Raw genomic sequence first — 19,834 nt, forward strand, 5'->3', positions numbered from 1 at the left:
ATGATATGGGAGTTGTTGTGGGAACACAAGGGGAAACTACTGGGGGTAGCCGCCGGACTTTTTTTCGGCATCATCTACCTTCTCGTCGGTTTTTGGGATACACTGGTGTTTGTCGTCTTTGTCTCCACCGGTTATTACATTGGACGCAAACTGGATCACAAAGAGGATTTGCGCGAAATTCTTGATCGTATCCTCCCTGGGAAGTTTCGCTAAGCGGGGCAGGGACCTCAATTTTATGAGTAGGTGAACGTGATGAAACGTAGGACAGCACGAGAAAAAGCAGTTCAATGCTTGTTTCAGATCGACATGGCAGATGTAAGTATGGAAGCTGCCCTCGAACTGGTTATGGAAGATAGCGAAGAAGACGCCTCTTACCTTCATTTTCTGGTAAAGGGCGTACTTGATCGTCTGCAAGAGATCGATGCCGAGATCCAAAAATATCTTCGCGGCTGGCGTCTGGAGCGAATCGCCAATGTAGACCGGGCCATCCTTCGTCTTGCATTTTTTGAAATCATGTTTGAAGAGGACATTCCGGATAAAGTGGCGTTGAATGAGGCGATCGAGATTGCCAAACTGTTCAGCGACGAACAATCTTATCGGTATATTAACGGCGTTTTGTCCAGTTATTTGAAAGCTCGCCAAACTGCGAACGCGTAGAGATGGGTGAAGCAGCATGACAAAGGTATTGTTGGGAATTGATACGAGCAACTACCGGACATCGTTGTGCTTGGCAGCGGAAGACGGCCGGATTGTGGCAGAAGCGAAACGACTTCTTCGAGTAAAAGAAGGCAAGCGTGGTCTGCAGCAATCAGAAGCCGTCTTTCAGCATGTGATGAACCTCCCCGAGCTGAGCAATGAGATGAGATGGACCGAATACGATATCGTTGCCGTCTGTGCAAGCGAAAAGCCGCGTCCGGTGGATGGCTCGTACATGCCGGTGTTTAAAGTGGGGGAAGGCTTGGCGAAGTCACTGTCAGCCTACATGAAGGTACCCGCCTTTTTGACGACTCATCAGGAGGGGCATATCGCAGCGGGCGAGTATACCGCAGCAGAGCGGCCGCGTGAAAACCGGTTTCTCGCGGTTCATTTGTCTGGGGGAACGAGCGAACTGCTCTTGTGCGAAAGAAAGGAAGACGGATACCAGATCGAGAAAGTGGGCGGAACGACAGATCTGCACGCAGGTCAACTGGTTGATCGGATCGGCGTGGCGCTGGGGATGTCTTTCCCGGCCGGACCACAGTTGGAAAAGCTCGCCTTGCAGGCGTCCGGAGATTTTCGCGTCTCCTCCTCAGTGCAGGGGAAATCATTCAGCTTCTCTGGACCGGAAGCGGCACTGTTGCGGGCGATTGAGGGCGGAAGCGTACCGGCCGCAGAGATTGCCAGGGCGACGGAGCAATGTATAGCAAGCACGCTGGAAAAAGTGCTCCGTCATGCCGTAGAGGAGGGTCTTCCTCGGGAAATTCTGATCGTTGGCGGTGTAGCGGCAAATCAGTACATACGAGAGCGGTTGACCAAGCGTTTGGAACATCCTGCCGTCAAGGCGCGCTTGTACTTTTGCGATCCAGTCTATTCTGGAGACAATGCGTACGGAGTGGCCATGTTGGGCTGGCAAAAACTAAAACACGAACATTAAACAATTATTAACTTTATAAAATTCGGCTTTACATCATCTCCTTGAATCGGTACACTTAACGTAGTGATCCAAACGAAGGAGGGTTCTTCGCCATGGCAGCAACTATTTTGTATGGCAAGGAAATTGCAAAAGATATTCGGGAACAATTGGCTGGCGAAGTTGCAGAACTGAAGCAAAATGGAATCGTGCCGGGATTGACCGTCGTTCTTGTGGGAGATGATCCCGCTTCGCATTCCTATGTCAGAGGGAAAGCTCGCGGTTGTGAAGAAGTGGGAATCCGCTCGGAAATCATTTATAAGGACGCATCCATCACCGAAAAGGAATTGTTGGAGATCGTCTATCAATTGAATGAAAATCCGAACGTTCACGGCATTTTGGTACAGTTGCCGCTTCCGGCTCATATCTCTGAAAAGGCAGTCATCGAGGCGATAAGTTCGGAAAAAGACGTCGACGGGTTCCACCCGGTCAATGTCGGGAACATGATGATCGGATACGATTCTTTGCTGCCTTGTACAGCCAACGGTGTAGTCGAGCTGATCAAGCGCACTGGCATGACGATCGAAGGCAAACACGCAGTCGTCATCGGCCGCAGCAACATCGTCGGAAAACCGGTATCGTATTTATTGCAGCGAGAAAATGCGACGGTGACGATGTGCCACTCGCGGACTGTTGATTTGCCGTCCTACACACGTCAGGCTGATATTTTGATCGTCGCGGCCGGCAAGGCGCACATGATCGGAAAAGAGGACGTGAAACCGGGAGCAGTGGTGATTGACGTCGGGGTAAACCGCATTGAGAGCGGCAAGCTCGTCGGAGATGTCCGCTTTGATGAAGTAAAGGAAGTAGCGAGCTACCTCACACCCGTTCCGGGCGGTGTCGGTCCGATGACGATTACAATGCTGCTGAAAAATACAATTGAAGCGGCCAGAAATCTCGCCAGGTAGTTTCTGCAGACGATTACAGGTACAGCTACCACGAAGCATGCAGAAAAAACGGTTCAGGCGAGCGATTTTTGCGTCCGTGATGAAACTTACCAAAACGGGAGGTACGCATGACGAGTCGTCAAATTTTTTCAGTCAGCGACCTGAACCGCTGCATTAAGCAGGTGTTGGAGCAGGATGTCCGCTTGCAGGACATTTGGGTGCGCGGTGAAATCTCCAACTTTGTTCATCATACAAGCGGTCACATGTACTTTACCTTAAAGGACAGCCAGTCGCGGGTCAAGGTGGTCATGTTCGCCGGCTACAATCGTTTTCTTCGCTTTCTGCCCAAGGATGGAACCAAGGTGATCGTGCGCGGTTCCATTTCTGCCTATGAACGGGACGGCGCTTATCAATTTTATGCCAAGGAAATGCAGCCGGACGGAATCGGTTCTCTTTATCTTGCCTTTGAGCAATTAAAAGCAAAGCTTGCGGGAGAAGGGTTGTTTGCCGCAGAGAGAAAACGTCCGCTGCCAGCCTTTCCGAGAAGAGTCGGGGTAGTCACGTCGCCTACCGGAGCGGCCATCCGCGACATTTGCACGACGATCAGGCGCCGCTATCCACAGGCGGAAATCGTCTTGTCCCCGGCTGTCGTCCAAGGGACAGAAGCGCCTGCTTCCATCGTTGCAGCGATTCGGATTATGAACAGTCAGCCAGACATCGATGTTCTCATCGTCGGACGTGGAGGCGGGTCGATCGAGGAGCTGTGGGCGTTTAACGAGGAGCAGGTCGCCCGTGCCATTGCAGCTTCCTCGATTCCCGTCATTTCCGCAGTCGGGCATGAAACCGATGTCACAATCGCCGATTTTGTAGCAGATGTTCGCGCTGCGACGCCTACAGCGGCAGCCGAGCTTGCTGTTCCCCATTACCTCGAATGGCTGGAGCGGGTGAAGCAGTTGGACACCCGGATGAGTCGAGCGCTGCATGGACGGCTGGCCTCGGAGCGAAAGCGTCTGGAGGGACTTGCCCAATCCTATGCGATGCGGCGACCACAGAGACGGGTGGAAGAAGCGCAGCAACGGCTCGATGAGGTTTCCCTGCGGCTGGGTCAAGCGGTCAAACACCTGATGAAAGGACGCAGGGATCGGTACAATCAGCTGTCCGATCGGGTCAGGCGGTATCGGCTTACAGATGTGGTCGAACGACAGAAAAAGGCGATTGGGCTGAGCCGTGCCCGGCTTGACGAGTTGATGAAGCAGCGTCTGGTCAAGAGCAGGATGTCTTTTGCTTCATCCGTTGCGCAGCTGGATGCATTAAGCCCGCTGAAAGTCATGCAGCGCGGATTTTCGCTCGTGTACGCTTCCGGACAACTGGTAAAATCGGTTGAGCAATTTGCTCCAGGCGAAGAACTCATGTTACGATTAAAGGATGGAAGTGCTACTGCACGCGTGGAACAGATTTACCGGGAGGAGAAGCGAGATGGCACGGAAAAAGACGGACCAAGAGGCTGACATTCAGTTTGAAGAAGCGATGAAACGGCTTGAAGAAGTGGTGAATCGGCTGGAGGAAGGAGAGATTCCTCTGGAGGAAGCGATCCAGCTTTATCAGGAAGGCGTTACGCTCTCCCGAATCTGCGGCCAAAAGCTGGATGCGATCGAAGCCAAAATCACACAACTGATCGAAGAAGACGGCCAGCTGAAGCAAAAGCCGTTTCGTGTGGAGGGTGAAATCTGATGGCCGTATCCCTCCAATCCTATCTGGAAGAAAAGACAAGCTTCATCGAGCAGCATCTGACATCGCTGTTGGAGCGGGAGGGTGTTCCGGCTACACTGTACGAATCCATGGCGTATTCGCTGATGGCAGGGGGAAAACGCCTGCGCCCGATGCTGGTTCTGGCCGTTCTGGAAGCCCTGGACAAGCCCGTGGAGCGCGGCATCCCCTATGCGGCTGCTTTGGAAATGATACATACGTATTCGCTCATTCACGATGATTTGCCTGCGATGGATGATGACGACCTGAGGAGAGGCAAACCGACGAATCATAAAGTGTTCGGCGAAGCAACAGCAATCCTGGCCGGCGACGCCTTGCTGACGCGCGCCTTCGGTTTGATTGCCGAGCGGTATCTGAACGATCCCGATGTAAAGGCGGAGACGGTTGTACGACTGGTTGCGGAGCTTGGAAAACGGGCGGGAGCAACCGGCATGGTCGGCGGACAGATGGCTGATATTGAGGGCGAAGGCAAACAGCTGAGTCTGGCGGAACTGGAGTACATCCACAAGCATAAGACAGGCGATTTGCTGATTGCTGCGCTGCGGGGCGGAGGCTATTTGGCGGAAGCGACAGAGAAGCAGATGGATGCTTTGACCCAATACGGAAGAAACATCGGACTGGCCTTCCAAATTCAGGACGATATTTTGAATGTAGAAGGGGATTCCTCTCAGCTCGGCAAAGCCGTCGGAAGCGATGCGGATCGGCAAAAGGCTACCTATCCGGCGCTGATCGGCATGGATGAATCGAAGGCGCGTTTGCTGCAGCTTGTCGCCGAAGCCAAGCAAGTGTTGAGAAGCGCTGGAATGGATCACTCGGCCCTCATGCCACTGGCTGATTACGTCATGGAACGGAAAAAGTAAAAGACGCGGAGCAGTTGCTTCCGCGTCTTTTTTTCGTCATTAGATTGACAAGGTTGTTACACCTACAAAGCCTTGTCATCCACGCCGTCCAACCATTTTTTGATATCCCCGATCACGGAAGACACACAGCCGTCCTCAAACGGCGAATCCAGCTTCGCTACTTTTACCAGCTCGGTAAACGACTTGCTGCCGCCCTCCTTGCAAAGGGTAAGGTAATCGTTCCACGCCTCTGCCGGATTATGCTGGGCCCGCTTCCAGAATTGGAAGGCGCAGATTTGCGCAAGCGTATAATCGATGTAATAGAAGGGGTCCATGAAAATATGGCCCTGCTGTTGCCAGTACCCTCCGTTTTCGAGGAAATCATTGTCTTCATAATTGAGATGAGGCAGATACTTGCGCTCGATTTCGCGCCATGTCTGTTTCCGCTGCGCGGGAGTCATATCCGGATTTTCATAGATGGCGTGCTGGAATTCGTCAACCGTTACGCCGTAAGGAATGAACTGAAGCGCATCGGCGAGATGGGAAAACTTGTACTTTTCCGTATCTTCCTGAAAAAACAGCTCCATCCATGGCCAGGTCAAAAACTCCATGCTCATGGAGTGAATTTCACAAGCCTCATAGGTAGGGAAATGGTACTCCGGAACGGCGAAGTCCCTGCTCATGTAAACCTGAAAAGCGTGTCCGGCCTCGTGTGTCAAGACATCGATGTCGCCGGAAGTGCCGTTGAAATTGGCAAAGATATAAGGGAGTCGGTATTGGCTGATGTACGTGCAATAACCGCCTGTCGCTTTGCCCTTCTTGCTCAACAGATCCATGCAATCGTTCTCAAGCATGAAAGAGTAGAACTCCCCGGTTTCCTTGGAAAGCTCATTGTACATTCGCTTGCCGTTTTCCACGATCCATTCGGGAGAGCCCTTGGGCGTAGGATTTCCGGTAGCGAACTGGAACGGCTTGTCATAGTAGCGCAAAGTCTCCACGCCAATTCTTTCACGCTGTCTTTCATACAAGCTGCTGGCGACAGGAACGATATGCTCCAGCACCTGTTTGCGGAAGACGGCCACCATTTCTGCATTGTAATCCGTCCGATTCAGACGGGCATAGGCCAGCTCTGTAAAGCTTTGATAGCCGAGCTTGCGGGCGATTCGGGTACGCACCTTCACAAGCTCGTCATAGATGCGATCAAGCTCTTCGCCATGCTCGCGGAAAAAGCTGTAGCGAGCCTCGTGCGCTCTCTTTCTCATCTGCCGGTCGATAGATGTCTGGAACGGGATCAATTGCGGCAGTGTCCGCTCTTCGCCCTCGAACTGAATGCGGGCCGAAGCGATCAAAGCCATGTATTGGCTGCTTAGCCGGTTTTCCTCCTGCAAGTCGAGAACGACCTCGGGAGAAAAGGTGCGAATCTTGGTTTTGGCGATGCGGAAGAGCTGCGCTCCCCATTTGGCCTCCAGCTCCTTGCGGAAACGGGACTGGACAATCGCCTCATAATACTTTGTCACCAATCCTTGATACTGTGGTCCTGCTTCATCCCAATAATCCTGTTCGTCCTTGTAAAACGAATCGGTTGTGTCGATCGTGTGTCTGATGTGAGAAATTTCACGTGCAGACTCTACCTCCTGACGGATCTCCTGGATGCGGAGCATCGCCTCGTCTTGCTCCTGCCAGGTGGACGCCCGCTGGAAGGCAGCAAGCTGCTCTTCAAATCGGGCTTCGATCGCTGCCAGCGGGATGCGTTCATAGTTGATTTGTGAAAAAGGTACTGCTGTGCTCATGGACGAAACCCTCCCATAAAAGGTTTGATGGATTGATTATATTTTACCAGAAGCTGGACGCGATTTCTCTTGAAAACAGATGAAAGTGGAGTTTTTATGAAGAAACCGTTATAATGAAGCAAGCTAAATGAACCAAGGTTGTCCGAAAGTGATTCGGATTGCAGCATACCCAATGACCCAAGAATGAGTGAAAGTGAGGAATAGTAATGCTGCTAACTAGCATCAACAATCCTCAAGATCTGAAGAAATGCTCATTGCCTGAGCTATACGCACTGGCAGACGAGATCCGACAGTTCCTTGTGGAAAACCTGTCCAAAACGGGCGGCCATCTGGCACCTAATCTTGGTGTAGTGGAATTGACGCTCGCCCTACACTATGTATTTAACAGCCCGGTAGATAAGTTGATTTGGGACGTAGGACATCAAGCCTATGTACATAAAATTTTGACGGGCCGGCGCGAAATGTTTCCGACGCTTCGCCAGTATAAAGGATTGTGCGGCTTTCCGAAAATGTGCGAAAGCCCGCATGACGTCTGGGAAACAGGGCACAGCAGTACGTCCCTGTCCGCCGCTATGGGAATGGCAACCGCACGCGATTTGAAAAAGGAAAAGAACCACGTCGTGGCGATCATCGGCGACGGTGCCCTGACTGGCGGTATGGCGCTGGAAGCGATGAACCACATCGGCCATGAAGGCAAAAATGTCATCGTTGTGCTCAACGACAATGAAATGTCCATCGCGCCAAACGTGGGTGCCCTGCACAATTATTTGGGCAAATTGCGCTCCGCGACCAATTACAAACGAGCAAAGGAAGAGTTTGAGCATTTGCTGAAATCGATTCCGGCGGTAGGCGGAAGGCTTGCCCATATGGCGGAGCGATTCAAGGACAGCATGAAGTATTTGCTCGTCTCCGGCATCTTGTTTGAGGAACTGGGCTTTACCTATATCGGTCCGATTGATGGACACAACATGGAGCTCATGCTCGACACCCTGAAAACGGCGAAACAGACGAAGGGGCCGGTGCTGATCCATGCCATCACCAAAAAAGGCAAAGGCTACGCGCCTGCAGAAGCGGATTCGGTCAAATGGCACGGTATCGGCACGTACAAAATCGAGTCTGGCGATACCCCGAAATCGGCACCTATGTATACGAAGGTGTTCGCGGACACGATGATCAGTCTGGCCGAAGAGGACGAGCGGATCGTGGCGGTAACACCGGCTATGCCCGCGGGCTCCGGTCTGATCCCGTTTGGCGAGCGCTTCCCGGATCGGCTGTTTGACGTAGGGATTGCAGAGCAGCACGCATGCACGTTTGCCGCAGGCTTGGCAACACAAGGCTTGAAGCCTGTCTTCGCGGTTTACTCGACATTCCTGCAGCGGGCCTACGACCAGTTGATTCACGACGTGGCCCGGCAAAAGCTGAACGTGATCTTTGCCGTTGACCGGGCAGGCCTGGTCGGTGCTGACGGGGAGACGCATCAGGGCGTGTATGACATCGCATTTATGAGGGCCATCCCGAATATGGTCATCATGGCGCCGAAGGATGAAAACGAGCTGCGCCATATGATGAAAACGGCGGTCGCGTACGAGGACGGTCCGATATCCTTCCGCTATCCCCGCCTAAGCGTCCGAGGCGTAAAGATCGATGACGAGATGAAGCCGCTTCCGATCGGAAAGGCTGAAATCGTCCGCGAAGGAAGAGACGTCGCGATCCTGTCATTTGGTCATATTTTCGAAATCGCGGAACACGCGGTGGAACAGCTCAGCCGCGAAGGGATCCATCCGATGCTGGTAAATGCCCGCTTCTGCAAGCCGCTCGATGCGGAGCTGCTGACCAGGCTGGCACGGGAAGGCTATGACCTCATTACAGTTGAGGAAGGCTCCGAGATGGGCGGCTTTGGAAGTGCTGTCCGCGAGTTTTTGGCTGAAGCGGGGTACCATCATATCCGAGTCAAAACAATAGGCGTTCCCGACTATTTCGTCGAGCATGGCAGCGTGAAAGAACAACGGCTGGAGGTCGGATTGACGGCTGAGCAAATCGTCGCCTGTGTCCGCGCATTTTTGCCCGTATCGAAAGGCGTTGTCGAGGCATGAAAAAGGAACGGCTGGACGTTCTGCTGGTAGAACGCGGATTGTATGACACCAGAGAAAAGGCAAAAGCGGCAGTAATGGCCGGTCTCGTACAGGTGAAAGGGGAGCGGTGCGACAAGCCGGGCACCAAATTTCCCGAGGATATTGCCATCACGGTAAAGGGCGAGGTTCACCCGTATGTGAGCCGCGGCGGATTAAAGCTGGAAAAAGCATTGAACATATTCGACCTCGTCATAGACGGCAAAGTCATGATGGATATCGGTTCCTCAACAGGCGGATTTACGGATTGCGCACTGCAAAATGGCGCGAGAAAAGTGTATGCGATTGATGTTGGCTACAATCAGCTCGCCTGGTCGCTGAGGAAGGACGAGCGGGTCGTGGTGATGGAACGAACGAATTTCCGTCACATGGACCCCGACAGCTTTGAAGATGAGCGGCCGGAAGTCGCTTCCATTGATGTGTCCTTCATTTCGTTGAAACTGATATTGCCGGTCTTGTATCGTTTTTTGGAACAAGGCGGCGACGTCGTTGCCCTCGTAAAGCCACAGTTCGAGGCAGGCAAGGAAAACGTCGGGAAAAACGGCATTGTTCGTGACCCGGACATTCACGAGGCTGTGTTGATCGACATTGGACAAGCCGCGATGCAAATCGGCTTTTCGTTGCACGGTCTTTCTTACTCGCCCATTACCGGAGGAGAAGGAAACATCGAGTTTTTGCTGCACGCAAAAAAGGCAGGCGGAGGCTTCACTTCGGAGGAATGGCTGAAAAAGGTGAGTGAGACTGTGGCTATCGCTCACCGCGAATTGAAGTGAAAGTAGGACAAAAAGCCTCGATGCGGGAAGTCGAGGCTTTTTTTGTATGCATGAAAAGTTGTATACTTGTATAAGGATTTCCAACCGACGAAGTTTTGGGGTGGGCCATGTTGAAGACGTTTGGTATCGTAGCGAATAAAGGAAAACCTGAGGCCCGCATTGTGGCCAGAGAATTGGTATATTTGCTGGAGGAAAAAGGAGCCAGAGTCCTTCTGGATGAACAGATGGCTTCTTACGTAGGCAGAGGGGATATCGGGACAAGCCTGGAAGCGATCGGCTCTGAAGCTCAGCTTTTGTGTGTCCTGGGCGGAGACGGCACCTTGCTTGGCATCGCGCGCCGCTTGGCAGGACGCTCCTTGCCGATTTTGGGCATCAATCTGGGAACGCTCGGGTTTCTCTCGGAAGCCGACCCGGAGCATTTGCCCCACGCCGTCGACAATCTGCTTTCTGGACAATACTACATTGAAGAACGCTCCATGCTGGAGGCAGAGCTGGTCCGAAACAAATCCACGCTTGCCCGCTATACGGCGATGAATGACATCGGGATTGCCAAAGGGTCGTTCTGCCGCATTATTCAATGTGCGGTTTATTTGGACGATGTGTATGTGGCAACCTTCAGCGGCGATGGGGTGATCGTATCGAGTCCGACAGGCTCTACAGCGTATTCTCTATCTGCCGGCGGTCCGATTGTGGCGCCGAATGTCGATATGCTGCTGCTGACGCCTGTAGCGCCGCATTCTTTGACTGCCCGCCCGATGGTGCTATCGCCCAATCAGGTTATTCGGATTGAGGTGGATGCCATTCATCACGAAATGGGCTTGTCTATAGATGGGCAATTCGGATACAAGCTGGAGGGTGGCGATCAGATTTTCATCCGCAAGTCGCCATATGTGACCCCATTGGTCAAATGGAAAAAAGGCGGCTTTTTTGAAACAATTCGCACCAAATTACAAGGGGAATGGGAGTAATCGCATGAATAAAGGACAAAGGCATATTCGCATTCGTGAAATTATCGGAAATAACGAGGTGGAGACGCAGGATGAGTTGGTAGACCGTTTGCGCGAAGCGGGTTTTAACGTGACCCAGGCGACAGTCTCCCGAGACATCAAGGAGCTTCATCTGGTGAAGGTTCCGTTGCCGGATGGCCGCTACAAATACTCGCTCCCTGTCGAGCAGAAGTTCAATCCGATCCAGAAGCTGCGCCGCATGCTGGTTGATTCGTTTGTCAGCATGGATCACGCCGATCACTTTATCCTGCTGAAGACGCTGTCCGGGCATGCCAATGCAGTAGCGGAGCTGATCGACAATTTGCCTTGGGAAGAAATCATGGGCACCATCAGCGGCGACAATACCATTTTGATTATTTGCCGCTCCAAGGAAAACTCTGAAGAAGTGACCAAGCGGCTCATGGAAATGCTGTAAGGAGTGGGGAAACAGTATGCTGCTGGAGCTTTCCATACGCAATTTTGCGATCATCAAATCCGTAACCATTTCTTTTCAAAAAGGCTTAAACATTTTGACCGGGGAGACCGGTGCGGGAAAATCGATTATTATTGATGCGCTCGGCCTGCTGCTGGGAGGCCGGGCCTCGACTGATTTTGTCCGGTACGGGGAAACGCGGGCAGAAGTCGAGGGTCTGTTTGAGCTGCCCAGCGGCCATCCGGCCTTTTCGGTTTGCGAGAGCTTCGGTGTTCAGGTAGAGCAGGACAACACGCTTGTCGTCAGGCGCGATATTTCCAGTCAGGGAAAAAGCATCATCCGCATCAACGGACAGCTTGTCACCCTTGCCATGCTCAGGGAGCTGGGCCCCTGGCTGGTGACCGTCCACGGACAGCATGACACTCATATGCTGATGCAGGCGGACAAGCACATACACTGGCTCGATTCCTACGGCGAAAAAGAAATGGGATCGGCCAAACAGGAGTATGCACAGTTGTTTGGCCTCTATTCAAAGACGAGACAGGATCTGGAACGGATGTCCAAAAACGAACGGGAGCTCGTTCAGCGGATCGATCTGCTGCAATACCAGTTAAACGAAATCGAGGCAGCATCCCTGGCGCCCGGAGAGGACGAAAAGCTGCTTCAGCAGAGAAAGAAATGGATGAACATTGAGAAGGTATTTGCAGGCATCCAGGACGCCTACCGGGCCCTGCACGGCGACCAGCGCGGAAGCGAGTGGCTTGGACATGCCATGAGCGAGCTGGAACGAATTGTCTCCTATGATGATCAGTTGGGACCGATACTCGAGACGGTCCAAAGCGCATACTATCAGGTAGAAGATGCAGTGCACCAGCTCAGACAGCTCTCCGACCGGCTCGATTTTGAACCGGAGCAGCTTCAGGAAGTAGAGAGAAGGCTGGATTTGATCCAGACGCTGAAGAGAAAATACGGGAAAAATGTAGACGATATTCTGGAATATGCGGCAACGATTCAGGATGAATTGGACGAAATGCATCATTACGATGACCGTCTGCAGCAACTGGAAAAACGGCTGGTTGAGCTGGCTGCCGATCTCGCCGTCGAGGCACTGGAGCTGTCCATGATCCGCCGCAGCTGTGCAGACCGGCTTGCCAAGGAAATTGAGCAGCAGCTTCGCGAATTACATATGGAGCGCGCCCGCTTCGCCATCGATGTCCGGCAAATTCCCGATGAAAACGGGGTGGAAATCGAGGGAGCCAAATGGCGCGTCGATGCCAACGGAATCGATACCGTCGAGTTTTTAATTTCGCCCAATCCGGGAGAGCCGCTGCGCCCTTTGGCCAAAATCGCTTCCGGCGGTGAGCTTTCGCGGGTCATGCTGGCGATCAAGACGATTTTGGCCGGTACCGACCAGGTGCAGACCTTGATTTTCGACGAGGTCGATACAGGGGTAAGCGGAAGGGCTGCCCAAGCCATTGCTGAAAAGCTTGCACGTGTCGCGCTCCAGCGTCAGGTGTTGTGCATCACACACCTTCCGCAGGTAGCTTCTCTCGCGGATGCCCATTTCCTGATTCAAAAGGAGATGAGCGAGAACGAAACAATGACGCTCGTTCACAGCTTACGCGAGGAGGAGCGGGTCACCGAGCTGGCCCGCATGCTGAGCGGAGCCGAGGTTACAGCAAAAACAGAAGAGCACGCGCGCGAGATGATCACGCTCGGGCGACAACGAAAAGCTGCCAAGTAACCGGGCAGCTTTTTTGTTTGCTGTTGTACCGAATGCGGAGCGTTTCAGGTAAGGTTTACGCAGCAAATAGCAATTGATACACCCATTGACAGCTCCCTGTCCACCGAGGTTTTCAGTGCTGTATTCTTGCGACTGGTGTTAGATTTTCCTGACATAATCCATTGCCGCGCAGGCAATAGTATAACTACACAAGGTGGAGGTGTTATCTGTAGGTGTAGGTAGGGAACGGTAGGAGTGATTGCTGGTGATCCGTCACAACAGAAGAAAATGGATGGGAAGTCTCCTTCTCCTTATCACGGCGCTTGTCGTGAGTTCCACCCCGTTCCACGACCTGTCTTCTTTCCCCCATGAATTACGCCTGATGGAAGGCTCCTTGAAGCAACTGCGCGTCTCTATGCCCGTCATGGGTACGTTGGTCAACAGCAACCCGGAAATTCTGCATGTCAATGGAACAGAAGCCCGGGAAGTTTCTGTGGATCTGAGTCAGCCAGTTTCGGTAGAACCGAAGAGGGCGGGAGAAGCCAATTTGCAGGTAAAGTGGCGCAACATCCCGCTGAAAGCGGTCAAGGTAAATGTGCTGCCTGATTTGCGGGTGATTCCGGGCGGTCAGTCTATCGGCGTCAAATTGCAGACTGCTGGCGTTCTTGTCGTTGGTCATCATCTGGTTGACACAGGAAAAGAAAAAGTCTCACCAGGGGAACAAGCGGGTGTACATGTCGGGGACAGTATCATTAAAATGAATGACTTGTACATCAATGACATGAACGATGTCAAAAAGCTGGTAAGTGAAGCCGGCGAAAAGCAGACACCTTTGCAGCTCCTCATCGTCCGGGGCAAAGAGAAAGTAAATGTGACGCTGAGGCCTGCTAAAGACAAGAAGGATGAGGAGTACCGGATGGGTTTATACATTCGTGATTCGGCTGCAGGTGTCGGTACGCTTACTTTTTACGAGCCGAATTCGAAAGCTTACGGAGCATTGGGCCATGTCATCTCCGACGTGGACACTGGACAGGCCATCGTTGTCGGCGACGGTCAAATCGTACGGGCGAGTGTGACCTCGATTGAAAAAGGGCAGAGCGGGAATCCGGGAGAAAAGTTTGCCCGTTTTTACAATGAAAGCGAAGTGTTGGGCAACATTACGAAAAATTCGCCGTTTGGCATATTCGGGAAAATGAACGAGGAGCCAAAAAGAAGCTTTTATCCCGAGCCCATTCCCATCGCTCTGGCCGAACAGGTAAAAGAGGGACCAGCCAAAATCCTTACCGTGGTAGAAGGTCAAAAGGTAGAAGAGTACTCCATTGAGATCGTGAATGTCGTGAAGCAGCATTTCCCTGCCACGAAAGGCATGATCATCAAGGTGACAGATAAGCGATTGCTCGAAAAAACCGGTGGGATCGTGCAGGGAATGAGCGGAAGCCCGATTATCCAGGATGGAAAGATGGTCGGTGCGGTTACCCATGTATTTGTGAATGACCCGACCTCCGGCTATGGTTGCTATATCGAATGGATGCTGCAGGATGCAGGATTGCAGGTTCGTCCGGGACAGCAATCCAAACCGTCCGGAAGTGCAGCGTAAGCAAAGACGAGGTCGTCTCGCCAAAAGGTGAGCCGGCCTTTCACTTTTTGAGCAAAACGTGGAAATCATTGTCGAAATATCGGAAAAATCATTCAATCTTTCGTCATTGGCAGGAATGCCACTGGCATTGTCGAATTATTTTTGGAGTGAAAAGATGGTATGGGCATATGTTGAGGGATTCATTACTTCTGAGAATACTTCCACCTTTTTTCCCAAACAGACCGTTGATTGTAAGGAGGAACGACCTTGAGCAAGATTGAAGTGTTGTTGGCGGATGACAATCGGGAATTTGTGAACCTGCTGGAAGAGTACATAAGCAGCCAGCATGATATGAACGTGATCGGTGTGGCGTATAACGGAAATGATGTCATTCGCCTGCTCCAAGAACGCATTCCGGATGTCCTTATTTTGGATATTATCATGCCTCATCTGGATGGATTGGCCGTATTGGAACAAATCCAAGCCATGAGACTCACTTCTCAACCAAAAATTATTATGCTGACGGCATTCGGGCAAGAGGAAATCACCAAAAAGGCAGTCGAATTGGGGGCCGCCTATTACATCCTGAAGCCTTTTGACATGGAGGTCTTGGCACAGCGAATCCGTCAGATGACGAATAGCAAGCCTTCAAGCTCTTTTGTGACCGCTGTCAAGTCGCAAAACCCATTGCAGATCAGAGGGCGCAATCTTGACGCCAGCATCACCAGCATTATCCATGAGATCGGGGTTCCAGCGCATATTAAAGGATATCTGTATCTGCGGGAAGCGATCACGATGGTGTACAACGACGTGGAATTGCTGGGGTCCATTACGAAAGTGCTGTACCCTGATATCGCCAAGAAGTTTAATACGACTGCAAGCCGTGTAGAGCGTGCCATCCGTCACGCGATCGAGGTGGCCTGGTCCCGCGGAAATCTGGACTCCATCTCCAGCCTGTTCGGCTATACGATCTCCAACACCAAGGCGAAGCCGACGAATAGTGAATTTATCGCCATGGTGGCGGACAAGCTGCGGATTGAGGCGAAGATCTCATAATTGCGATATTACAAAAGGTAATGACCGCAAGCCTTCCGCTGTTTGGCGCAACTTTTATGTTGAGCATTGCGAGGATTCCGCTAAACCGTTACCGGGAAATGTATGGTATTTGATGGCGTGCCGACCGGAAGGCTTTGCGCGATTGAAGACCCCGTATGGGTGTCCGTAACGTACGAAGGCATATCTGTGGCCTTGCAGTACAAACGGACCTGATACGGGGCTTTTTATCGAACTTGGGGCGATTGCATGCTATTTCGTCTTTCTTAAAGAAAGGGCGAGGAAGATGACAGCCAATGAAAGACAGAACCAAGAAAAAACAAGTAGAAAAGTTTGTATTTACCAACTGCTTACTATGATAAACCAGTTTTCAGCGATTAAGTTTTTCAAGTACCTGTGTTTTTAAATAGCTGTACTGTTTATCATTGGTATCACTGAAAGCTTCCTCTCGATTGGAAGGAATGTCTTGGTAGTGAGGTATTTCAGAAAATTGAGATTCTGTAAAATCACAACGTATTCCGTCAATTTTGTTGTAATAATGCCATCCTTCAGGGGTTTTCGTTTTCAAGATTTCTCCACCAAAAAGATCGTTTACAACCAGTGCAGTTACTCCACATTGTCCATTGGCAGGGTTTTGGGAGGACCATTTTGAACTAGATTCAATCGACCAAACCTTTAGGAATATTTTTGATAAATCGCTAAAACGTTCTTCAATAAGCACAGTAGATTCTCCTTCACAGTGTAAATGGTCCGCGCAATCCCAATATAACACATTGTGTATCGTGTCGATCCAAATCTTAAGATTTACTGTTCTGGAGGATGAGAGTAAAGGCGTAAGCCAAGACTATCCCACTTTCTGGAGGTTCCACATGAGACTGGCTGTCCTGTCAGATACACATGGAAATGCAATTGCTTTTGAAGCCGTTATCCAAGACTTAAAAAGTCAAAGCCCCGATGCCATCGTATTTCTCGGAGATATCGTCATGCGGGGACCTCAGCCAAGCGAATGTATACACATGGTAAGGTCATTGGAGCCTCTAGCCGTTATTCGCGGAAATTATGACGATATGTTTACCCGATTCCCAGCACCTGGGTGGGTCCCAAGCAACGACAAGGAAGAGCTGGTCTTGCGGGCCTACGAGTACGACTGTAAACGGATTGCGCACGATGATCAGGAATGGTTGGCAAACCTTCCTGTGGAGCGAGCCTGGACATTTGAAGACGTCCCTACGGAGATGTATCATGCTGGACCCGATTCGCTGGTCAATGTCGTCTATCCGTGGGCAAGCCTGGATGAAATGGACATATTAAACCGGAGTGAGCATACCAGGCTTGTCCTGTTTGGACATGTACACCATGCGTATGCGCGTCAGGGAAAGGGAAGATTGATCGTCAATTGCGGGAGTGTCGGCCTGCCGTTTGATGGCGATAATCGAGCAAGCTACGCCATTGTGGACTTTAACAAAAGGGACATTGCCGTTCAACTCAGAAGAGTTGCCTACGACATCGAAAAAGCGCTTGCCACCGCAAAAGCATTGAAAATGCCGGACGTGGAAGCGTATGAATACGCTCTCAGATTGGCTCGTTATCCGTACAACGATTATAAGAAATTGATACAAACGGCTTCATCATGAATGAAAGTGATTTTCTTACAGCAGATGGCGATCGTGCAAAAAAACGGCTGAACGAATGAAGAATGAAAAGGGAATATCCTTCGAGCAATCGGGATGAATATGCAATACGGTTGCACACCGGGAAGAACCATGTAAAATAAAAATGAGAAAAACGGGAAAGGCAGGTGCCGACCAGTGAACATCATTGACGAAATTCTGGCGCATAACCGGGCATTTATCGAGAACAAGGAATACGAGAAATATCAGACAACGAAATTCCCTGACAAGCGATTAGTCGTGCTGTCCTGCATGGATACCCGGCTGGAAGAATTGCTTCCAAAGGCAATGAATTTGCGAAACGGCGATTTCAAGCACGTAAAAAGTGCGGGAGCTGTCGTTTCTCATCCGTTCGGCAGTATCATGCGGAGTATTTTGGTTGCGATCTACGAGCTGAACGCTGAAGAAGTGGTCGTGGTAGGTCACTACGATTGCGGGATGAGCGTGATCAATGCCGACAATATGATGGCGAAAATGAAAGCAAGAGGGATCACAGAGGAAACCTTCAATATCATCAAACATTCTGGCTTCCGCCTGCACTCCTGGCTGCGCGGCTTTGACCACGTGGAGGATAGTGTGAAACAAAGTGTGGAAGTGATTAAAAACCATCCGCTGCTGCCAAAAGAGGTTCCGGTTCACGGCCTCTTGATCGATCCGGTTACAGGCAGACTGGATCGGGTAGTAGATGGATATGAACTGGCAACCCCGGTTAAGTAATGCCAACGCTTCGCATGTTACGCGCAGAACCTTTATGCAAAAAGCGGCACGCTGGTTTTTCGGGGCAATTGGGCTGGGAATAGCGACGACAGGTTACGCCTATGGTGTAGAGAGACACAGGCTCGAGGTAGTCAGTCAACCGGTTGCCATTCCGTATCTTCCGGAGCAATGGAAGGGCGTGCGTATCGTTCATTTCAGCGATTTGCATTTGGGACACTACCTGGGCGTTGAAGAACTTGAAAAGGTTGTTGACCGGATTAATGAACAACAGCCGGATCTGATCTGTTTTACCGGAGATTTGGTAGACAAAAGCACTAGATTGCTGTCTTCCGCGATCCCGATCCTGGCTCGGCTGCACGCGCCTCTCGGCAAATTTGCTGTTCTCGGAAATCACGATTGGCGATACGGAGAACAGGGAATCGTCCGTCAAGCTCTTCTGGATTCAGGATTTTCGGTTCTGATCAATGAGCACATCAAGCTACAAAAAGAAGGCGACACACTTTTTGTAGCGGGGATGGACAACGTGCTGCACGGCGTTCCCGATCCGCGGAAGGCTCTGGACGGAATAGCTGAGGGAGATACGGTGATTTTGCTCGTCCACGAGCCTGATTTCGCGGAAGAAGCAGCCAAGCATCCCTTTGCCCTTCAGCTTTCCGGCCACAGCCATGGCGGGCAGGTGAGGCTGCCGCTTCTGGGACATGTCATTACGCCCCCCATGGGACAAAAATTTGTGCAGGGACTGCAACACGCGGGAGATGGCAAGCTGCCGGTGTATATCAATCGGGGAATCGGTACGACGATATTGCCGGTAAGACTTTTCTGCCGGCCGGAAATTACTGTACTCACTCTTGTTTAATAGACTTGCTTGATCCATTGGACGAATGGCATGAATGCCTCGTCCTCTTTTTTTGCATGCAGATAAGCAATTAGCGTGGGGCGGGTAAATTCGCCGTGAGAGATATCGAGTGCAGCAAGTCTGCCTGCACGCACCTCATCCTGAACCGTCCGCTCGGGAAGCATCGTCACGCCCAACTGCTGCTGCACCATTTTGATGACGGCGCTAAAGCTGTCCAGCTCCATAATCACATTGGGAAAGACGCCATGCTGAGCGAGGAACCGATCGACGCGCTGGCGAAAAGGAGCGCTTTGACTGCCAAATGCGATGACGGGCTCCGAACCCCAGCGCCCAAATCCGGGAAATGTGTCCGCCCATGGATGTTCGGGTGAGGTGACCAGCATGACGCGATCGCTCGGCAAAAATTCCTGGTGTATGTGGGGATGGTAGACTTCGTGGCCGAGGAAGGCGATGTCTGCCGTACCAGTCAACAGGGAAGAGATGGATTCCTCGTAGAGGGTAGAGCGGACGTAGCAGGTAAAATGCGGATGCTCCTTGCGATACTGCCCGAGCAGGCGGGGCAGTTCGTAGGAGGCAAACGCTTTTCCGGCAACTACGGTGAGGGACTGACGTTCTTCGCGATGAGTCGAAAAGGCGCGAAGCTGTTCCACTACGGTCGCGGCAACAGGCAACAGGCGTCGTCCTTCAGCTGTCAGGCTTACCCCGGTGCTTGTACGGGTGAACAAGGGAGTTCCTACCTGTCTCTCCAATTGCTTCAGCCTGTGCGTTACCGTAGACTGCGCCAAAAAGAGTGCGTGGGCTGCTCGATTCAGCGAGCCGTGCCGGGCAATTGCCAAAAAAATCTCCAGACTGTCCAGATCCATACGGCTTCCTCCCGCAGAATGATTGGTTATCTGATTTCTCGATAACCTGCTATCGATATTCTATAACAAATGGCTGAAAAAAGGGAATATTATGGATGCAGGA

The 19,834-nt window shown here is 51.6% G+C and carries 20 protein-coding genes; 17 read left to right on the forward strand and 3 right to left on the reverse strand.

Annotation, left to right across the window (positions count from 1 at the left end; translation table 11 throughout):
* The 7 genes from NST37_RS10760 to NST37_RS10790 all read left to right on the forward strand — a co-directional run bounded on the left by NST37_RS10760 (nt 1) and on the right by NST37_RS10790 (nt 5,183).
* Complete coding sequence (locus tag NST37_RS10760; RefSeq protein ID WP_003387263.1) at nt 1–213, forward strand: DUF2273 domain-containing protein; 213 nt, start codon at nt 1–3, stop codon at nt 211–213.
* A gap of 39 nt (nt 214–252) precedes the next feature.
* On the forward strand, nt 253–657 hold the full coding sequence (nusB, locus tag NST37_RS10765; protein WP_003387262.1) for a transcription antitermination factor NusB: 405 nt from the start codon (nt 253–255) through the stop codon (nt 655–657).
* A gap of 16 nt (nt 658–673) precedes the next feature.
* Complete coding sequence (locus NST37_RS10770) at nt 674–1,633, forward strand: O-sialoglycoprotein endopeptidase (RefSeq protein ID WP_024984903.1); 960 nt, start codon at nt 674–676, stop codon at nt 1,631–1,633.
* A 92-nt stretch (nt 1,634–1,725) separates the two neighbouring features.
* Nucleotides 1,726–2,577, forward strand: coding sequence for a bifunctional methylenetetrahydrofolate dehydrogenase/methenyltetrahydrofolate cyclohydrolase FolD (gene folD / locus NST37_RS10775; RefSeq protein WP_003387260.1), 852 nt, complete (start codon nt 1,726–1,728; stop codon nt 2,575–2,577).
* Nucleotides 2,578–2,684: 107 nt separating this feature from the next.
* Nucleotides 2,685–4,064, forward strand: a complete 1,380-nt coding sequence (gene xseA / locus NST37_RS10780; RefSeq protein ID WP_003387259.1) for an exodeoxyribonuclease VII large subunit — start codon at nt 2,685–2,687, stop codon at nt 4,062–4,064.
* Complete coding sequence (locus NST37_RS10785) at nt 4,033–4,287, forward strand: exodeoxyribonuclease VII small subunit (protein WP_003387257.1); 255 nt, start codon at nt 4,033–4,035, stop codon at nt 4,285–4,287. The genes xseA and NST37_RS10785 overlap by 32 nt, the downstream gene beginning before the upstream one ends.
* Nucleotides 4,287–5,183: a polyprenyl synthetase family protein gene (locus NST37_RS10790; RefSeq protein ID WP_003387255.1), complete on the forward strand. Its 897-nt coding sequence runs from the start codon at nt 4,287–4,289 to the stop codon at nt 5,181–5,183. Before NST37_RS10785 ends, NST37_RS10790 begins: the two co-directional genes overlap by 1 nt.
* 62 nt (nt 5,184–5,245) lie before the next feature.
* On the opposite strand, the gene NST37_RS10795 is transcribed toward NST37_RS10790, so the two are convergent.
* Nucleotides 5,246–6,952, reverse strand: coding sequence for a M3 family oligoendopeptidase (locus NST37_RS10795; protein WP_339186652.1), 1,707 nt, complete (start codon nt 6,950–6,952; stop codon nt 5,246–5,248).
* A gap of 206 nt (nt 6,953–7,158) precedes the next feature.
* On the opposite strand from NST37_RS10795, the gene dxs reads away from it, so the two are divergent.
* From dxs to spo0A, 7 genes are all read left to right on the forward strand, one after another.
* Entirely contained in the window at nt 7,159–9,045 is a 1,887-nt protein-coding gene (gene dxs, locus NST37_RS10800; RefSeq protein WP_339186654.1) for a 1-deoxy-D-xylulose-5-phosphate synthase, read from the forward strand.
* Nucleotides 9,042–9,854: a TlyA family RNA methyltransferase gene (locus NST37_RS10805; protein ID WP_003387252.1), complete on the forward strand. Its 813-nt coding sequence runs from the start codon at nt 9,042–9,044 to the stop codon at nt 9,852–9,854. The genes dxs and NST37_RS10805 overlap by 4 nt, the downstream gene beginning before the upstream one ends.
* A gap of 110 nt (nt 9,855–9,964) precedes the next feature.
* Nucleotides 9,965–10,822 carry an NAD(+)/NADH kinase gene (locus tag NST37_RS10810; RefSeq protein ID WP_024984906.1) on the forward strand — a complete coding sequence of 286 codons (858 nt, stop codon included), beginning with the start codon at nt 9,965–9,967 and terminating at the stop codon, nt 10,820–10,822.
* A gap of 4 nt (nt 10,823–10,826) precedes the next feature.
* Nucleotides 10,827–11,276 (forward strand): transcriptional regulator ArgR, encoded by a 450-nt coding sequence (argR, locus tag NST37_RS10815; protein ID WP_003387250.1) that lies wholly within the window; start codon nt 10,827–10,829, stop codon nt 11,274–11,276.
* 16 nt (nt 11,277–11,292) lie between these two features.
* Nucleotides 11,293–13,017 (forward strand): DNA repair protein RecN, encoded by a 1,725-nt coding sequence (gene recN, locus NST37_RS10820; RefSeq protein WP_003387245.1) that lies wholly within the window; start codon nt 11,293–11,295, stop codon nt 13,015–13,017.
* 244 nt (nt 13,018–13,261) lie between these two features.
* A complete protein-coding gene (spoIVB, locus tag NST37_RS10825) occupies nt 13,262–14,593 on the forward strand; it encodes a SpoIVB peptidase (RefSeq protein WP_003387243.1) in 1,332 nt (443 codons plus the stop codon).
* 246 nt (nt 14,594–14,839) lie between these two features.
* Nucleotides 14,840–15,628: a sporulation transcription factor Spo0A gene (gene spo0A / locus NST37_RS10830; protein WP_003387242.1), complete on the forward strand. Its 789-nt coding sequence runs from the start codon at nt 14,840–14,842 to the stop codon at nt 15,626–15,628.
* A 367-nt stretch (nt 15,629–15,995) separates the two neighbouring features.
* On the opposite strand, the gene NST37_RS10835 is transcribed toward spo0A, so the two are convergent.
* Complete coding sequence (locus NST37_RS10835) at nt 15,996–16,340, reverse strand: hypothetical protein (protein ID WP_157211798.1); 345 nt, start codon at nt 16,338–16,340, stop codon at nt 15,996–15,998.
* A 154-nt stretch (nt 16,341–16,494) separates the two neighbouring features.
* On the opposite strand from NST37_RS10835, the gene NST37_RS10840 reads away from it, so the two are divergent.
* The 3 genes from NST37_RS10840 (at nt 16,495) to NST37_RS10850 (ending at nt 18,868) form a co-directional block, all read left to right on the forward strand.
* Entirely contained in the window at nt 16,495–17,259 is a 765-nt protein-coding gene (locus NST37_RS10840; protein WP_003387240.1) for a metallophosphoesterase family protein, read from the forward strand.
* A gap of 174 nt (nt 17,260–17,433) precedes the next feature.
* Complete coding sequence (locus NST37_RS10845; RefSeq protein WP_003387239.1) at nt 17,434–18,012, forward strand: carbonic anhydrase; 579 nt, start codon at nt 17,434–17,436, stop codon at nt 18,010–18,012.
* A complete protein-coding gene (locus tag NST37_RS10850; RefSeq protein WP_039070840.1) occupies nt 17,987–18,868 on the forward strand; it encodes a metallophosphoesterase in 882 nt (293 codons plus the stop codon). The genes NST37_RS10845 and NST37_RS10850 overlap by 26 nt, the downstream gene beginning before the upstream one ends.
* On the opposite strand, the gene NST37_RS10855 is transcribed toward NST37_RS10850, so the two are convergent.
* Nucleotides 18,865–19,731, reverse strand: a complete 867-nt coding sequence (locus NST37_RS10855; RefSeq protein ID WP_031931810.1) for a LysR family transcriptional regulator — start codon at nt 19,729–19,731, stop codon at nt 18,865–18,867. The two genes, NST37_RS10850 and NST37_RS10855, sit on opposite strands and share 4 nt — an antisense overlap.
* Nucleotides 19,732–19,834 lie beyond the last annotated feature (103 nt).

Origin of the sequence: Brevibacillus sp. FSL K6-6036, from assembly GCF_037964015.1 — a bacterium.
Lineage (GTDB): Bacteria > Bacillota > Bacilli > Brevibacillales > Brevibacillaceae > Brevibacillus > Brevibacillus borstelensis.

Bases quoted from the DNA above. Each gene is read 5' to 3' on its own strand.
- NST37_RS10760 (WP_003387263.1), top strand. From the start codon at position 1: ATGATATGGGAGTTGTTGTGGGAACACAAGGGGAAACTACTGGGGGTA.
- nusB (WP_003387262.1), top strand. From the start codon at position 253: ATGAAACGTAGGACAGCACGAGAAAAAGCAGTTCAATGCTTGTTTCAG.
- NST37_RS10770 (WP_024984903.1), top strand. From the start codon at position 674: ATGACAAAGGTATTGTTGGGAATTGATACGAGCAACTACCGGACATCG.
- folD (WP_003387260.1), top strand. From the start codon at position 1,726: ATGGCAGCAACTATTTTGTATGGCAAGGAAATTGCAAAAGATATTCGG.
- xseA (WP_003387259.1), top strand. From the start codon at position 2,685: ATGACGAGTCGTCAAATTTTTTCAGTCAGCGACCTGAACCGCTGCATT.
- NST37_RS10785 (WP_003387257.1), top strand. From the start codon at position 4,033: ATGGCACGGAAAAAGACGGACCAAGAGGCTGACATTCAGTTTGAAGAA.
- NST37_RS10790 (WP_003387255.1), top strand. From the start codon at position 4,287: ATGGCCGTATCCCTCCAATCCTATCTGGAAGAAAAGACAAGCTTCATC.
- NST37_RS10795 (WP_339186652.1), bottom strand. From the start codon at position 6,952: ATGAGCACAGCAGTACCTTTTTCACAAATCAACTATGAACGCATCCCG.
- dxs (WP_339186654.1), top strand. From the start codon at position 7,159: ATGCTGCTAACTAGCATCAACAATCCTCAAGATCTGAAGAAATGCTCA.
- NST37_RS10805 (WP_003387252.1), top strand. From the start codon at position 9,042: ATGAAAAAGGAACGGCTGGACGTTCTGCTGGTAGAACGCGGATTGTAT.
- argR (WP_003387250.1), top strand. From the start codon at position 10,827: ATGAATAAAGGACAAAGGCATATTCGCATTCGTGAAATTATCGGAAAT.
- recN (WP_003387245.1), top strand. From the start codon at position 11,293: ATGCTGCTGGAGCTTTCCATACGCAATTTTGCGATCATCAAATCCGTA.
- NST37_RS10840 (WP_003387240.1), top strand. From the start codon at position 16,495: ATGAGACTGGCTGTCCTGTCAGATACACATGGAAATGCAATTGCTTTT.
- NST37_RS10850 (WP_039070840.1), top strand. From the start codon at position 17,987: ATGAACTGGCAACCCCGGTTAAGTAATGCCAACGCTTCGCATGTTACG.
- NST37_RS10855 (WP_031931810.1), bottom strand. From the start codon at position 19,731: ATGGATCTGGACAGTCTGGAGATTTTTTTGGCAATTGCCCGGCACGGC.